Raw genomic sequence first — 15,380 nt, 5'->3', positions numbered from 1 at the left:
CACAAAAAAGGCTGCAAAATAAGCAGCCTTTTTGAGTTTATGTACTGATTAATAATTACAGCTTATCGGTGAGCTCGATTGCTTGACCGATGTAGTTAGCTGGCGTCATTAACTTCAAGCGTGCTTTCTCTTCTTCTGGCAATTCCAAGCCATCGATGAAGCTGCGCATTGCTTCGCCATCTACACGTTTACCACGAGTTAACTCTTTTAGTTTCTCATAAGGCTTTTCGATACCGTAACGACGCATAACGGTTTGTACTGGCTCTGCAAGTACTTCCCAGTTTTTGTCTAGCTCAGCAAGAAGCGCTTCACGGTTCACTTCTAGTTTGCTGATACCCTTAAGCGTTGAAGTGTAAGCAATGATAGCGTAGCCACAGCCAACACCTAGGTTACGAAGAACCGTTGAATCTGTTAGGTCACGCTGCCAGCGAGAGATAGGTAGTTTTTGTGCTAGATGAGCAAATACAGCATTTGCTAAACCTAGGTTACCTTCTGAGTTTTCAAAGTCGATTGGGTTAACTTTGTGTGGCATCGTTGAAGAACCGATTTCACCAGCGATAGTTTTTTGCTTGAAGTGACCTAGAGCGATGTAACCCCATACGTCACGGTCAAAGTCGATTAGAATCGTGTTGAAACGTGCAATCGCATCGAATAGCTCGGCGATGTAGTCGTGCGGTTCGATCTGAGTTGTGTATGGGTTCCAAGTTACGCCAAGAGACTCAGTGATGAACTCTTCGCTGAACTTGTGCCAGTCTAGCTCTGGGTAAGCAGATAGGTGAGCGTTGTAGTTACCAACCGCACCATTAATCTTACCTAGGATCTCTACAGCTTCGATTTGCTTGTATTGGCGCTCCATACGGTAAGCAACGTTTGCCATCTCTTTACCCATAGTAGTAGGTGAGGCAGGTTGGCCATGGGTACGTGAAAGCAAAGGAATGTCACGGTACTCTTCAGCTAGTTTGCTGATCGCATCGATGATATTGCGGATCTCAGGAAGAACCACAGTATCGCGTGCTTCTTTAAGCATAAGAGCATGAGACGTGTTGTTGATATCTTCAGAAGTACATGCAAAGTGGATGAACTCGTTTACTGCGTGCAGTTCAGGAACGCCAGCGACTTTCTCTTTTAGGAAGTACTCAACCGCTTTTACATCGTGGTTAGTAGTACGCTCGATCTCTTTAATACGCGCCGCATCTTCTTCGCTAAAGTTAGCGGCTAGCTCATCAAGAAACTGGTTAGCTTCGACACTGAATGCTGGAACTTCTTTGATCGCATCCGTTGCTGCTAGTTTTTGCAACCAACGAATTTCAACGATAGAGCGGTACTTTAGTAGGCCAAACTCACTAAAGATGCTGCGAAGTGCAGTTGTCTTACTACCGTAACGGCCGTCTACTGGTGAAACAGCAGTCAATGCTGACAGTTCCATGATGTTCTCCTGAATTGGGTTTCTAAATTTCGTGAGCTTTATACCAATAACTGCGGCATTTGTCACGAATATTGCGCAAACGTTTGCGCTAAATTTATTTTGGTAGGAAAAAATAACTCGCGACAAGGTCGCGAGTCGATGATTACATTCTAGCGAGTAGAATCTGAGCTTGTTCGATCATTTTCTTACGACCAAACACGAGGTGGCGTCGTTTGCCACCTACCTGTCGCCAAAGCACTGCGCTGCGGATACCTGACAATAGAAGCGCGCGCACCTTTTGCTGGGTGCCGGTTTGTTGAAGTACTGCCGGAGTGCCTGTGACTTGAATTCTAGGACCAATCGGACTAATGACATCTAAATACACGCTAGCTAAATTACTGATCATCTGCTCGTCAAGAAGCTCATAGTGCTCAAGTTGACGACTGACCATTTGTAATCTGTCACCAAGTTGAGACATGGCATCATTACGCCCATTTAGTTTGCGCTCTAGTGCCATTAAGCTGATGATGTAACGAGTAATCTCACTTCCGCTTGGTGTGCTATCAATGCCTTTTACCAAACACTCGAGTCCAACTTTAAGGTCGGATTCAACACCAAATACATCTAACGTACTGGATGGGTTCATATTGGTAATAGCTTTGATAGAACTTTCGAACGCGTCTGAATCACAGTAACCGTCTTTAGCAACTCGTTGAACAAGGGCAACGGCTTGGCAAATTCCTGCAAATGCTATTGTACGGTCATAAAGTGTATTAGCCACGTAGCTCTCCTAAGATAATAAACGAATAAATGTTAGATACGCTCTTCGATGATGCCGCCGCCCAAGCAAACATTGTCGCTATAGAAGACAGCAGACTGTCCCGGAGTGACAGCTACTTGTGGTTCATCAAAGATAACCTTAATGTTGTCATCGTCAATTGGGATAATCGTACAAGGGATATCTTGTTGACGGTAGCGCGTTTTCACTGTGCATTGCATTGGTTCTTTAATCGCTTCGCGACTCACCCAATGAAGTTGAGATGCACGCAGTCCGTTTGATTTAAGTAATGGATGATCAGCACCTTGAACCGCAATCAATACATTACGTTCAAGATCTTTTTCAGCAACATACCATGGATCTTCATTACCGCCGCCACCTTTTTGGCCCCCAATATGTAACCCTTTACGTTGACCCAATGTGTGGTACATCAGACCTTGGTGTTCACCAATGACTTTACCTTCCGGTGTTTCAATTTTACCCGGTTGTGCTGGCAAATAGCGAGACAAGAAGTCTGTAAATTTGCGCTCACCAATAAAACAAATACCTGTCGAGTCCTTTTTCTTCGCGGTAATTAAGCCTTGCTCTTCAGCAATGCGACGCACTTCTGGTTTTTCTAACTCACCTACAGGGAACAAGCTACGAGCCACCTGGTCGTGACTTAATGTATAAAGGAAGTAACTCTGGTCTTTGTTGCTGTCTAAACCGCGAAGCATTTGCGGCTTTTCACCGTTTTCAGGGAAGGTACGGCTAACGTAGTGACCCATAGCAATATAGTCCGCATCGAGAACTTCGTCTGCAAATTCTAAAAATGCCTTGAATTTGATTTCTTTGTTACAAAGAATATCTGGGTTTGGTGTACGACCTGCTTTGTATTCTGCTAAGAAATACTCGAATACATTATCCCAGTATTCTGCTGCAAAGTTGATCGTATGTAGGTGGATACCTAACTTATCACAGACCGCTTGTGCGTCGGCTAAATCTTCCGCTGCAGTACAATATTCCTCATTATCATCTTCTTCCCAGTTCTTCATGAACAGGCCTTCTACTTGGTAGCCTTGCTGTTTCAGAAGGTAGGCAGAAACAGAGGAGTCTACACCGCCGGACATACCGACAATCACTTTCTTTTGGCTGTTATCAGACATGTTAAAATACCACCTATATCAATTGGACGCAGATTCTAGCAGAAACCGAAGGCGCAATACAGATCCGCGAACTAAATCACACTTTCTAAGAGCATGAATGTTTGTACAAATAGAGTGAAAAACAAGGTCAGTGATAAAAAAAATTGTAGCGTAAACGTTTGCTAAGGTTGCCTATGTTGCCGAGGTAAACTATACAGAGTTAGAATTGTCGCCCTTACATTCCTGTTACGAAGATATCCTTATGAAATTCCCCGGCCAAAGAAAATCGAAGCATTACTTTCCGGTTCACGCTCGTGACCCATTAGTCAGCCAATCTCAAACTAGCAAAAAAATGTCGAGAACCCATATTATCGGTATTGACCAAACACTAGTTGATATAGAAGCGCGCGTGGATAGTAGTGTTATTGAGAAATTTGGACTGAGCAAAGGGCACTCTTTGGTTATTGATGACCAAGCAGCTGAAAATCTGTATAACGAATTGAAAGAGCAAGAGCTTATTACCAATGAATTTGCTGGGGGCACAATAGGGAATACATTACATAACTTTTCCGTGTTGGCAGATGACAAATCGGTATTGTTAGGTGTAATGAGTGCTGATATCCGAATCGGTAGTTATGGCTATCGATATCTATGTAATACTTCTAGCCGTATGGACTTAAACTATTTACAAGGCGTTGATGGTGCCATTGGACGTTGCTTTACGTTAATTACTGAAGACGGCGAGCGAACTTTTGCAATTAGCGAAGGTCAAATGAATCAACTTCGTGCTGAGAGTATTCCTGAGAAAATTTTTAAGAAAGCCTCAGCGTTGGTATTAACAGCCTATTTAGTTCGTTGCAAAGATGGCGACCCAATGCCGGAAGCAACCATGCAGGCAATAGAATATGCGAAGAAATACGACGTACCTGTGGTATTAACATTGGGAACTCGCTTCGTTATTCAAGATGATCCGGAATATTGGCAAGACTTTTTGAAACAGCATGTTTCGGTTGTCGCTATGAATGAGGATGAAGCTGAAGCATTAACAGGTGAAAAAGATCCATTGGCTGCTGCGGATAAAGCACTTGATTGGGTTGATCTTGTTTTATGTACTGCTGGACCAATCGGTTTATTTATGGCTGGTTATACAGAGGATGCTGCCAAAAGAGAAACTTCGTTGCCATTATTACCAGGGTGTATTGCTGAATTTAACCGATATGAATTTAGCCGACCTGCTATAAAATCTGCATGTGAAAATCCTACAAAAGTTTATTCACATATTGCTCCTTATATGGGTGGGCCAGAAAAAATCAAGAATACCAATGGTGCGGGAGACGCAGCTTTATCTGCATTACTGCACGATATGGCAGCGAATAAATACCATAAAGAAAATGTGCCAAACTCAAGTAAGCACCAACACCCATACCTTACTTACTCTTCTTTCTCACAAGTATGTAAATACTCAAATCGAGCAAGCTATGAAGTGCTGGTTCAACATTCTCCACGTCTTTCTCGCGGTCTGCCAGAGAAAGAAGATAGCCTTGAAGAGGCATATTGGGAACGATAATAAAAAAGCGCCGAAAGGCGCTTTTTTTATAAATCTAATATTACTTAAAGATATTAGATTTCGAATTCTTCTAGAGATTTACCTGCATCTAGAGCAGTTTGGATTGCAGAAGGCGTACGACCTTGACCAGTCCAAGTCTTTTCAGCGCCACTAGCGTCTACATATTTGTATTTTGCTGGACGAGGAGCACGTTTACTCTTCGCTTTACCTTTAGATTCACCGGATAGCGCAGCGATAAGATCTTCAACGTCAATACCGTCTTGAGCAATCATTTGAGCGTACTCGCTTAATTTAGCTTCGCGTGCTTCTTTCGCTGCTCTTTCTTCTGCTTCCGCTTCTTGTCTTTCACCAACAACAGTCGTCAGTTTTTCTAGTGCTTCTTCTAGTTGTTCTAAAGTTAGCTCACGAGCAAATGCACGTAGGCTACGAATATTTAGTAGAGTTTTGGTTAATTCAGACATGACAGTTCCCATGAGATTATTATTTGGTTCGGATTAATAATAAACAGCAAATATTGAATTGACAATATTTTCTTAGTGGATAAGAGAAGAAATATAATAATTCTTACAAAAACCTGATAATAGACGACGATAGAAATACATAGTGGTGTATATAGCAGGTGAAATTAGAACATTAATAATTACTAAACCTTAGTATGAACTACACAAAAGTCGGACTTTGAGTGGATTTTGTTGCATATTGTACTAAGTGTGGTTAGTTAGACATATAGTTTATTTGTAAGTATTACGAAATTGATTGAGTTCGATATAAATGAACTTCTATAAAACTAAGTTGTCAGTGATGGTCGTTCAAAAAATGTTTATCTCTGAGTAGTTAATGGGTGATTTGAACCCTGCGTTATAACTAAACCGCAACACTGTTTACAAGGTGATAGCAACATTCATGTTGCAATTGATGCTTTGGTAAGTACAATGACGTCCACCTAATGCAAAAGTAAGAACATTCTTTCAACATGCTAACGCATAGTAGTGAATGATTTTTCTTTTGATGTAGAGGCGCGACTGCGAAAAGTCCTTGTCGTTGGGGTGATGCCAATGAACGACAAAAAAAGGCGCTGTCGCCGAAGTGAGAGTTGAATATCAAGCACTCTCGCTGGGGTTGTATCCGAAACGAACAACACTGCCATAGTCTATTATATTGTTAAACTATGGAGCGCTACTGTAGGGTTGGGAGAAGTGTTCACTTCCCTTTCGCTTAGTTCAACGTTTGCGTATGAACTTATAGATACGCATGTCTGCAGTAGATCTCTAACCATAATTAAAACTGGTTTTTGAAGATCATGAATTTAATCGATTTTGCTTCGTCACCATTATCACTGCTACCGCCGATCGTAGCTTTGAGTTTGGCGATTATCACACGTCGCGTTTTGCTTTCCCTAGGTGTAGGTATTGTATTAGGCGCTTTTCTACTCAACGATTACTCGGTAATGAATGCTGCAGGCTATGTCTATGACACAGTCTCTGGCGTTGTTATTGAAGATGGTGGTCTAAACACCTGGAACATGAGTATCGTTGGCTTCCTATTGCTACTCGGTATGATGACGGCGTTATTAACGTTGTCAGGTGGTACCAAGGCGTTTGCTGAATGGGCACAAGCACGCGTGAAAAGTAAACGTGGCTCAAAGCTTCTTGCTGCATTCCTTGGTGTGTTCATTTTTGTTGATGATTACTTCAATAGCTTAGCAGTTGGCGCGATTTCTCGTCCTGTTACTGACCGCTTTTACGTATCGCGCGCTAAGCTTGCTTATATTCTAGATTCAACGGCTGCTCCTATGTGTGTGCTTATGCCAGCTTCGAGCTGGGGTGCATACATTATGACTATCGTCAGCGGTATTCTTATCTCACATGGTATTACTGAATACTCAGCGATTGGCGCGTATGTTCGCCTAATTCCAATGAACTTTTACGCAGTATTTGCACTATTAATGGTGTTCGCTGTTGCTTGGTTCCAATTAGATGTCGGCCCAATGCGTAAGCATGAGCTTCGTGCAAAACAAGGTCTTGGTTTTGACAAAGATAAAGAGAACGATTCTGCTGAAGCTCATGAACTGAATGAAGAGTTGGATATTAAAGAAAGCGACTTTGGTTCAGTTTCAGATCTGATTCTACCTATTGTTGTCCTTATAGGAGCGATGGTAGCAGCGATGATCTTTACTGGTGGTCAAGCTCTGGCGGCAGATGGCGTTGCATTTAATGTTCTTGGTGCATTTGAGAATACGGATGTTGGTACTTCTTTAATTTACGGTGGTTCTGCTGGTTTATTAACAGCGGTCTATACCGTCGTGAAACAGAAGCTTTCTGCGGCTGATATTGCAACAACCATGTGGATTGGTGCTAAGTCGATGTTCGGCGCAATCTTGATTCTGTTCTTTGCATGGTCTATCGGTTCTGTCATTGGCGACATGAAAACAGGCGCTTACCTATCGTCAACTGTACAAGGTAATATTGATGTCCATTGGCTACCAGTTATTCTGTTCATGCTTTCTGGTCTTATGGCATTTTCGACCGGTACATCATGGGGTACATTCGGAATTATGTTACCAATCGCAGGTGATATGGCGGGTGCAACGGATATCGCAATGATGCTTCCAATGCTTGGTGCGGTATTAGCGGGTTCAGTATTTGGTGATCACTGTTCACCAATCTCAGATACGACCATCTTGTCATCGACAGGTGCACGCTGCAACCATATTGACCACGTGTCTACGCAGTTGCCATATGCATTGTCAGTGGCATTTGTTTCTTGTATCGGCTTTATTACATTGGGTATGACAACGTCGGTAGCACTGTCATTCGGTGCTGCAACAGTGACGTTTATACTTGTCTGTTTCATTCTTTCTGCTCTATCTAAAGCAAGAATGGCTAAAGAAGCGAATGCGTAAATAAATTGCTTTAATATCAAGGAGCCTACCAAGGCTCCTTTTTTTATGTCTTTTGGCCTACTTTTGCCGTTATTCGTAATAACAAATCATACTTGTTGGCGAGTACGAAAAAAAATTCGCTGATCTGTAAAATAGTGGTTGAAAATCATAATGAGCTTCGTTAGTGTGAAGGTACAGACACAAAGGACCTAAACATAAGTATGCTAAATTTTGATATGAACATTCATCATCACCATCATCACCCAGCTTAATCTTTCGGGAGATGAACGCATACCCGAGAGATAGGTAAAACTCTCGGAGGTTCGATTTAAGATTTAAAGAATTAAACCCTCGGGAGACCAAAGCTCCCGAGGGTTTTTTCGTTTTATAATTTAAAATCAATATCTTGTACAGGGATACAGCAATGCAAACACAACGCCTAAGAATCGCAATACAAAAGAAAGGTCGTCTTAGCAGAGAAAGCCAAGACCTACTAAAAAAATGCGGAGTTAAGTTCAACGTAATGGGTGAGCGTCTTGTTGTTCACTCGTTAAATATGCCAATCGATCTACTGTTGGTACGTGATGACGATATCCCTGGTTTGATCATGGATGGTGTCGTCGATCTTGGCTTTATTGGTGAGAATGAGCTAGAAGAAGTTCGCTTAGACCGCAAAGCACTTGGTGAACCAAATGAGTTCGTAACGCTTCGCCGTCTTGATTTCGGTGGTTGTCGTCTATCTATCGCCATCGACAAAGATGAAACGTACAACGGCCCGCAAGATCTAGCAGGCAAACGAATAGCGACCACTTACCCACAATTACTGAAAGCTTATATGGATGAGCAAGGTGTAGACTTCAGTACTTGTATGCTTACAGGGTCGGTCGAGGTCGCGCCGCGAGCTGGTTTAGCGGACGCTATTGCCGACCTTGTTTCTACAGGGGCGACATTGGAAGCCAACGGATTAAAAGAAGCAGAAGTTATCTTCCGTTCTAAAGCAACGCTGATTCAGCGCAAAGGCGAGTTTGATGCCGATAAAGAGGCACTTATAGAGAAGCTACTAACTCGTATGCAAGGCGTTCAGCAAGCGAAAGAGTCTAAATACATTATGCTGCACGCACCAGTCGCAAAACTTGAGCAAATCAAAGCGCTTTTACCGGGTGCAGAAGATCCGACAGTATTACCTCTATCTTCGGATAAAGAGCGTGTGGCGGTTCACCTAGTTAGTACAGAGAACTTGTTCTGGGAAACTATGGAACAGCTGAAAGAACTTGGAGCGAGTTCTATTCTTGTGCTTCCGATTGAGAAAATGATGGGGTAAGGCTATGAGAACTGTAGTTTGGCAATCATTAAGTCAGTCGCAACAAGAGTCTATTCTTGAGCGTCCTGCGATTACTGAAGGCGCAAATATTACTTCTGCGGTATCGGCGGTTATCGAGCAAGTACGTAGCGAAGGTGATAAAGCGCTGCTAGATCTTACAGAAAAGTTTGATCGAGTTCGACCTGACTCAATTCGAGTCTCTAACGAAGAGATTGAAGCTGCATCATCGCGTCTCTCTGAAACAATGAAACAAGCGCTGGAGCAAGCGTATTCTAATATCGCTAAGTTTCACAAAGCTCAGCGTCCGGAACTACTGCGAGTAGAAACTCAACCAGGCGTTGTCTGTGAACAAGTGACTCGTCCTATAAATACGGTTGGACTGTATATTCCGGGCGGTAGCGCACCATTACCATCAACTGTGCTTATGCTAGGGGTTCCAGCTCAGATTGCTGGTTGTCGTAAGGTGGTATTATGTTCCCCACCGCCTATTGCGGATGAAATCCTTTATGTTGCCAAGCTATGTAAAATCGATGAAGTATATAACGTTGGTGGTGGTCAAGCCGTAGCGGCGATGGCGTATGGCACAGAGAGCGTTTCAAAAGTAGATAAGATCTTCGGTCCGGGCAATGCCTATGTTACCGAAGCCAAGCGTCAAGTGAGTAATGATTTCCGTGGAGCATCGATCGATATGCCTGCTGGGCCATCTGAAGTGTTGGTTATTGCCGACGAAACAGCGGATGCTGACTTTGTCGCGGCCGATCTACTAAGCCAAGCTGAACATGGCCCAGACTCTCAAGTAGTGCTTGTCACTCCATCTCCAGTGATTGCAGACCAAGTAACAGAGGCGGTGAATAAACAGCTTAAGCAACTGTCGCGTGCTGATATCGCGCAGCAAGCATTAGGCTCAAGTCTCATTATTATCGCTGAGTCGATCACTCAGTGTGTGTCTATTTCAAACTACTATGGCCCTGAGCACTTGATTGTTCAGACTAAAGCACCACGTGAACTGTTACCGCTACTTGATAACGCAGGCTCTATCTTCTTGGGCGATTGGTCACCAGAGTCTGCGGGCGATTACGCTTCAGGTACTAACCACGTACTGCCGACTTATGGCTACACTCGTACTTATTCAAGCTTGGGCTTAGCTGACTTTTCGAAGCGAATGACGGTACAAGAATTAACTGCCGATGGGTTACAAAATCTGGCTCCGACGGTCGTCACTATGGCCGAGGCAGAAGGGCTGGATGCGCACAAACGTGCCGTGACCATTCGTGTCGAGAAGCTTGCGCAGGAGAGTAACTAATGGAAAAGCTCGCTCGTAAACAAGTTCAACAGCTAACGCCATATATGTCAGCACGACGTATTGGCGGTAGCGGTGATATTTGGCTCAATGCTAATGAATCACCATTTAATAATGAATATAAAACAGACTTTGCACGTCTTAATCGCTACAGCGAATGTCAGCCTAAAGCGCTAATCGAAGCCTATGCGGCATATGCTGGTGTCAAACCAGAACAAACACTGACTTCTCGTGGTGCTGACGAAGGCATTGAATTACTTATTCGTGCTTTTTGTGAGCCGGGTGAAGATAGCATCTTATTCTGTCCGCCGACCTATGGCATGTACGCTATCAGTGCTGAAACCATTGGTGTTAACCGTAAAACGGTACCCTTGACTTCTGATTGGCAACTCAATCTGCCGGAAATCGAAGCCAATTTAGATGGCGTCAAAGTACTGTTCGTTTGTAGCCCAAACAACCCAACGGGTAACTTGGTTAAGCGTGAAGACATTATCGCTTTATTGGAGATGACCAAAGATAAAGCTATTGTTGTCATGGATGAAGCGTATATCGACTTTTGTCCGGAAGCGTCAACCGTTGATTTGTTGGCCCAATATCCGAACTTAGCCATCTTACGTACATTATCAAAAGCCTTCGCTTTGGCTGGTCTTCGTTGCGGATTTACACTTGCCAATGAAGAGCTAATCAACGTACTGCTTAAAGTGATTGCACCATATCCGGTACCAATCCCTGTCGCGGAAATCGCGGTGCAAGCCTTATCGGAACAAGGGTTAGCGCGCGCTAAGTTCCAGGTGCTGGATCTCAATGCCAATCGTGCCTACCTACAAGCAGGTTTATCGACCTTACCAGGTGTTACCGTATATGAAGGTTGGGGTAATTATCTACTCGTTGAATTTGCTAATGGCGATGAGCTATTTAAAGCAGCGTGGAATACGGGAATTATTCTTAGAAATTCACCGATTGAAAACTGCGTAAGAATCAGTGTTGGTAATCGTGACGAATGTGAGAAGACATTGTCATTTATTCGCAATCAACTAGAACAAACAGCGGCATAAGCTAGCCATCAAGAAAAGGATTTATAAAGTGAGCAACCAACAGAAAATATTATTTATAGACCGTGATGGTACGTTAATTGTTGAGCCTCCAGTGGATTTTCAAGTTGACCGTTTGGATAAACTCAAACTCGAGCCGTTTGTTATTCCAAGTTTATTGGCTCTGCAAGACGCAGGGTACCGCCTTGTGATGGTGACTAACCAAGACGGTTTAGGTACTGCTAGCTATCCTCAGGAAGACTTTGACGCTCCTCATAATATGATGATGGAAATCTTTGAGTCTCAAGGCGTTAAATTTGATGATGTTTTAATTTGCCCGCACTTTGATGAAGACAACTGTTCATGCCGTAAACCAAAACTTGGTTTGGTTAAAGAGTATCTTCAAAGTGGCAAAGTGGATTTCAAAACCTCTGCTGTGATTGGTGACCGACAAACTGATCTTCAGCTAGCTGAAAATATGGCGATTCGTGGAATTCAGTACAATCCGGAGACCATGGGTTGGCCAAGAATCTTAAAAGACTTAACGGTAAAAGCACGTACAGCGGAAGTAATTCGTACTACCAAAGAAACGGATATCAAGGTATTTGTAAACCTTGATGAAGCGGGTGGTAATGAAATCTCAACTGGCATGGGCTTTTTCGACCACATGCTTGATCAAATTGCCACTCATGGCGGTTTCCAGATGAAGTGCATTGTGGATGGCGATCTGCACATTGATGACCACCACACTATTGAAGATACCGCTTTGGCTCTTGGGCAAGCTTTGAAAGAAGCGCTGGGTGATAAGCGCGGTATCGGTCGATTTGGCTTTAGCTTGCCAATGGATGAGTGCTTGGCGCAATGTGCCTTAGATCTATCTGGTCGCCCATATCTTAAATTTGATGCCAAGTTCTCTCGTGAGCAGGTGGGGGACTTGTCTACAGAAATGGTCGTTCACTTCTTCCGATCTTTGACTGACACGCTCGCATGTACACTTCACTTATCTTCTTCTGGCGATAATGATCATCACATCATTGAGAGTTTGTTTAAGGCCTTCGGCCGTACACTGCGTCAAGCCATTAAGGTAGAGGGTAACGAGTTACCAAGTAGTAAGGGAGTCTTGTAATGGCCAGCAGCAAACAGAATGTAGTCATTATTGATACCGGTTGTGCTAACGTCTCGTCAGTAAAGTTTGCTATTCAGCGTCTTGGCTACGATGTTGTTATTTCTAAGGAGCCTCAAGTGGTTCTGGGTGCTGACAAGCTGTTTCTGCCAGGTGTAGGTACGGCAAGTGAAGCGATGAAAAACCTTCAAGAGCGCGATCTTATCGAACTGGTCAAGCAGGTTGAGAAACCAGTACTTGGTATTTGCTTGGGTATGCAGCTGTTGGGTAAGCTTTCACAAGAGAAAGGCCAAAAGGCGGACGAGCTTGTTGAATGTTTGGGCCTTTGTGAAGGTGAAGTAAAACGTCTTGAAACAGGAGACTTACCTCTTCCTCATATGGGGTGGAATACCGTGAAGGCTGTGGCTGGCAATCCGCTGTTTCAAGGGATTGAAGAGGGTGAATACTTCTATTTCGTGCACAGTTTTGGGATGCCCGTTGGCGACTACACCATTGCTGAATGCGAGTATGGCAAACCGTTTAGTGCTGCGATACAAAGTGGCAACTACTACGGCGTACAGTTTCACCCAGAGCGCTCGTCCAAAGCAGGCTCAAAACTGATTCAAAACTTCCTAGAGTTAGTGTAATTCCTGACTAACAAGAAGTTATCGATAGAATTTATCGGCTTCACACGGTCGTGAGGCTTTGAAGGAAATGATTGTGATTATTCCAGCATTAGATTTAATTGAAGGACAAGTGGTTCGTCTATATCAAGGCGATTATGGTCAGGTTACTGAATATAAGGTCGATCCGATTGAGCAGTTCAACCTCTACCATCAAGCCGGAGCAAATTGGCTACACCTTGTCGATCTGACTGGCGCGAAAGACACATCAGCGCGCCAGCTTGATTTAATTGCCAAACTACTAGCAGGAACACCAGCAAACATCCAGATTGGTGGTGGTGTGCGTACTGAGCAAGATGTAGTTGATCTGCTTGAGGCTGGTGCTCAACGTGTTGTCGTTGGTTCGACAGCGGTTAAGCAACCAGAGTTGGTTAAAGGGTGGATGGAAAAATATGGCGCAGAGAAAATTGTGCTAGCACTCGATATTAACATCGATGAAACCGGTACACGCAAAGTCGCCATCTCAGGTTGGCAAGAAGACTCTGGCGTCACCATTGAAGCGTTAATTAATGATTATCTAACAGTGGGCTTAAAGCATGTGCTGTGCACTGATATTTCACGTGACGGCACATTAGCAGGTAGTAATGTCGAACTCTATGTAGACCTGTGCAAGCAGTACCCACAAGTGCAGTTTCAGTCTTCAGGTGGTATCGGTAGCCTTGCCGATATTGAAGCACTAAAAGGCACGGGCGTATCGGGCGTGATTGTTGGCCGAGCGTTATTAGATGGTAAATTTACCGCAGAGGAGGCATTCCAATGTTGGCAAAGCGAATAATTCCTTGTTTGGATGTCCGTGACGGTCAAGTGGTGAAAGGCGTTCAGTTTCGAAACCACGAGATTATTGGTGATATCGTTCCGTTAGCCGCACGTTATGCAGAAGAAGGTGCAGATGAGTTAGTCTTTTATGATATCACTGCCTCAAGCGATGGCCGTGTAGTGGATAAAAGCTGGGTAGCGCGAGTGGCAGAAGTGATTGATATTCCATTCTGTGTCGCTGGTGGTATTAAGTCTGCTGAAGATGCGGCACGTATCTTAGAATTTGGTGCTGATAAAGTATCAATCAACTCTCCAGCTTTGGCTAACCCTGAATTGATTACCGAGCTTGCCGACAAATTTGGTGTTCAGTGTATTGTCGTCGGTATCGACTCCTACTTTGATAAAGAAACGGGTAAGTATCAGGTGTATCAATTCACCGGTGACGAATCACGTACTAAAGCCACTAAATGGGAAACCCGCGATTGGGTTCAAGAAGTGCAAAAGCGTGGTGCAGGGGAAATCGTACTTAATATGATGAACCAAGATGGGGTGCGAAATGGCTATGACATCGAGCAGCTTAATATGGTTCGCGAAGTGTGTAAGGTACCTCTCATTGCTTCTGGCGGTGCGGGTGCGATGGAGCACTTTGCAGAGGCGTACAACAAAACCAATGTTGATGGTGCGTTGGCCGCTTCCGTATTCCACAAGCAGATCATCAATATCGGTGAGCTTAAGCAATATCTAAAACAACAAGGTGTGGAGATCAGACTATGAGTGAAGCAGCAGTAGCGCTCACCGAGCGTATCGACTGGGAAAAAGTAGATGGTCTTGTACCTGCTATTATTCAGGACTTTCAGTCTAGCCAAGTTCTAATGATGGGATATATGAATCCTGAAGCGTTGGAAAAGACCTTGGAAACTGAGCAAGTGACCTTTTTCTCTCGCACGAAATCCCGATTGTGGACGAAAGGAGAAACGTCAGGCAACGTACTCCAACTTCGTAATATCGCTCTAGATTGTGACAACGACACGGTACTCGTGAAGGTTGACCCAATTGGACCAACGTGTCACACAGGTACGACTACGTGTTTTGATGGTGACCCACAAGAAGAGTCTCAAATGGTGTGGCTTCATCAGCTTGAGCAATTGCTTGCCGCTCGAAAAGATGCGGATCCGCAATCTTCTTATACCGCGAGCCTCTATGCCCGTGGTACCAAACGTATTTCGCAGAAAGTGGGCGAAGAGGGCGTTGAAGTCGCGCTTGCGGCAACGTCGGGTGACAAGGCGGAGCTAGTATGCGAATCAGCTGACTTAATTTATCACCTAATGGTGCTACTTCAGGACCAAGGCCTATCGATGAATGATGTGGTTAATAAGCTGAAAGAGCGCCATAAATAAAACGCGATCTCTAATATAGAAGCCAATAAGGTTTG

14 protein-coding genes, 1 riboswitch and 1 other annotated feature are annotated in these 15,380 nt (G+C 43.9%); of the genes, 10 read left to right on the top strand and 4 right to left on the bottom strand.

What is annotated here, in order from left to right:
- Positions 1–55 precede the first annotated feature (55 nt).
- The 3 genes from purB to mnmA all read right to left on the bottom strand — a co-directional run bounded on the left by purB (position 56) and on the right by mnmA (position 3,328).
- Positions 56–1,426 (bottom strand): adenylosuccinate lyase, encoded by a 1,371-nt coding sequence (gene purB / locus L2W36_RS15290; protein ID WP_236110484.1) that lies wholly within the window; start codon positions 1,424–1,426, stop codon positions 56–58.
- A 142-nt stretch (positions 1,427–1,568) separates the two neighbouring features.
- Complete coding sequence (gene hflD, locus L2W36_RS15285; protein ID WP_236110483.1) at positions 1,569–2,186, bottom strand: high frequency lysogenization protein HflD; 618 nt, start codon at positions 2,184–2,186, stop codon at positions 1,569–1,571.
- Positions 2,187–2,218: 32 nt separating this feature from the next.
- Positions 2,219–3,328: a tRNA 2-thiouridine(34) synthase MnmA gene (gene mnmA, locus L2W36_RS15280; protein WP_038230055.1), complete on the bottom strand. Its 1,110-nt coding sequence runs from the start codon at positions 3,326–3,328 to the stop codon at positions 2,219–2,221.
- A 241-nt stretch (positions 3,329–3,569) separates the two neighbouring features.
- Here mnmA and L2W36_RS15275 point away from each other — a divergent pair, with 241 nt between their 5' ends.
- Positions 3,570–4,874 carry an inosine/guanosine kinase gene (locus L2W36_RS15275; protein WP_006074101.1) on the top strand — a complete coding sequence of 435 codons (1,305 nt, stop codon included), beginning with the start codon at positions 3,570–3,572 and terminating at the stop codon, positions 4,872–4,874.
- A 53-nt stretch (positions 4,875–4,927) separates the two neighbouring features.
- On the opposite strand, the gene L2W36_RS15270 is transcribed toward L2W36_RS15275, so the two are convergent.
- Complete coding sequence (locus L2W36_RS15270; RefSeq protein WP_038222895.1) at positions 4,928–5,335, bottom strand: H-NS family histone-like protein; 408 nt, start codon at positions 5,333–5,335, stop codon at positions 4,928–4,930.
- A 542-nt stretch (positions 5,336–5,877) separates the two neighbouring features.
- Positions 5,878–6,061: riboswitch (Lysine riboswitch) on the top strand.
- 113 nt (positions 6,062–6,174) lie between these two features.
- Between L2W36_RS15270 and L2W36_RS15265 the strand changes: the two genes are divergently transcribed.
- The 9 genes from L2W36_RS15265 to hisIE all read left to right on the top strand — a co-directional run bounded on the left by L2W36_RS15265 (position 6,175) and on the right by hisIE (position 15,345).
- A complete protein-coding gene (locus L2W36_RS15265; protein ID WP_006074104.1) occupies positions 6,175–7,776 on the top strand; it encodes a Na+/H+ antiporter NhaC family protein in 1,602 nt (533 codons plus the stop codon).
- Positions 7,777–8,002: 226 nt separating this feature from the next.
- Positions 8,003–8,139, top strand: a sequence feature (His leader region).
- Between the two features lie 40 nt (positions 8,140–8,179).
- Positions 8,180–9,076 carry an ATP phosphoribosyltransferase gene (hisG, locus tag L2W36_RS15260; RefSeq protein ID WP_006074105.1) on the top strand — a complete coding sequence of 299 codons (897 nt, stop codon included), beginning with the start codon at positions 8,180–8,182 and terminating at the stop codon, positions 9,074–9,076.
- A gap of 4 nt (positions 9,077–9,080) precedes the next feature.
- On the top strand, positions 9,081–10,379 hold the full coding sequence (hisD, locus tag L2W36_RS15255) for a histidinol dehydrogenase (RefSeq protein WP_236110481.1): 1,299 nt from the start codon (positions 9,081–9,083) through the stop codon (positions 10,377–10,379).
- Complete coding sequence (hisC, locus tag L2W36_RS15250) at positions 10,379–11,431, top strand: histidinol-phosphate transaminase (protein ID WP_006074108.1); 1,053 nt, start codon at positions 10,379–10,381, stop codon at positions 11,429–11,431. The genes hisD and hisC overlap by 1 nt, the downstream gene beginning before the upstream one ends.
- Positions 11,432–11,459: 28 nt before the next feature.
- Positions 11,460–12,533: a bifunctional histidinol-phosphatase/imidazoleglycerol-phosphate dehydratase HisB gene (gene hisB / locus L2W36_RS15245; protein WP_006074110.1), complete on the top strand. Its 1,074-nt coding sequence runs from the start codon at positions 11,460–11,462 to the stop codon at positions 12,531–12,533.
- The gene (gene hisH, locus L2W36_RS15240; RefSeq protein WP_006074112.1) at positions 12,533–13,156 is read left to right on the top strand and encodes an imidazole glycerol phosphate synthase subunit HisH; all 624 of its coding nucleotides are present in this window, start codon (positions 12,533–12,535) and stop codon (positions 13,154–13,156) included. The genes hisB and hisH overlap by 1 nt, the downstream gene beginning before the upstream one ends.
- Before the next feature lie 73 nt (positions 13,157–13,229).
- Positions 13,230–13,967: a 1-(5-phosphoribosyl)-5-[(5-phosphoribosylamino)methylideneamino]imidazole-4-carboxamide isomerase gene (hisA, locus tag L2W36_RS15235; protein ID WP_006074114.1), complete on the top strand. Its 738-nt coding sequence runs from the start codon at positions 13,230–13,232 to the stop codon at positions 13,965–13,967.
- Positions 13,949–14,722 (top strand): imidazole glycerol phosphate synthase subunit HisF, encoded by a 774-nt coding sequence (hisF, locus tag L2W36_RS15230; protein WP_006074116.1) that lies wholly within the window; start codon positions 13,949–13,951, stop codon positions 14,720–14,722. Before hisA ends, hisF begins: the two co-directional genes overlap by 19 nt.
- Positions 14,719–15,345: a bifunctional phosphoribosyl-AMP cyclohydrolase/phosphoribosyl-ATP diphosphatase HisIE gene (gene hisIE, locus L2W36_RS15225; RefSeq protein WP_006074118.1), complete on the top strand. Its 627-nt coding sequence runs from the start codon at positions 14,719–14,721 to the stop codon at positions 15,343–15,345. The genes hisF and hisIE overlap by 4 nt, the downstream gene beginning before the upstream one ends.
- The last annotated feature ends 35 nt before the right edge of the window (positions 15,346–15,380 follow it).

It is taken from the genome of Vibrio sp. McD22-P3, from assembly GCF_021568915.1.
Lineage (GTDB): Bacteria > Pseudomonadota > Gammaproteobacteria > Enterobacterales > Vibrionaceae > Vibrio > Vibrio mediterranei.
This window is presented reverse-complemented; position numbering and strand designations above follow the sequence as displayed.

Excerpts from the sequence above, each read along its gene's own strand:
- purB (WP_236110484.1), bottom strand. The coding sequence starts at position 1,426 with ATGGAACTGTCAGCATTGACTGCTGTTTCACCAGTAGACGGCCGTTAC.
- mnmA (WP_038230055.1), bottom strand. The coding sequence starts at position 3,328 with ATGTCTGATAACAGCCAAAAGAAAGTGATTGTCGGTATGTCCGGCGGT.
- L2W36_RS15275 (WP_006074101.1), top strand. The coding sequence starts at position 3,570 with ATGAAATTCCCCGGCCAAAGAAAATCGAAGCATTACTTTCCGGTTCAC.
- L2W36_RS15270 (WP_038222895.1), bottom strand. The coding sequence starts at position 5,335 with ATGTCTGAATTAACCAAAACTCTACTAAATATTCGTAGCCTACGTGCA.
- L2W36_RS15265 (WP_006074104.1), top strand. The coding sequence starts at position 6,175 with ATGAATTTAATCGATTTTGCTTCGTCACCATTATCACTGCTACCGCCG.
- hisG (WP_006074105.1), top strand. The coding sequence starts at position 8,180 with ATGCAAACACAACGCCTAAGAATCGCAATACAAAAGAAAGGTCGTCTT.
- hisD (WP_236110481.1), top strand. The coding sequence starts at position 9,081 with ATGAGAACTGTAGTTTGGCAATCATTAAGTCAGTCGCAACAAGAGTCT.
- hisC (WP_006074108.1), top strand. The coding sequence starts at position 10,379 with ATGGAAAAGCTCGCTCGTAAACAAGTTCAACAGCTAACGCCATATATG.
- hisH (WP_006074112.1), top strand. The coding sequence starts at position 12,533 with ATGGCCAGCAGCAAACAGAATGTAGTCATTATTGATACCGGTTGTGCT.
- hisF (WP_006074116.1), top strand. The coding sequence starts at position 13,949 with ATGTTGGCAAAGCGAATAATTCCTTGTTTGGATGTCCGTGACGGTCAA.
- hisIE (WP_006074118.1), top strand. The coding sequence starts at position 14,719 with ATGAGTGAAGCAGCAGTAGCGCTCACCGAGCGTATCGACTGGGAAAAA.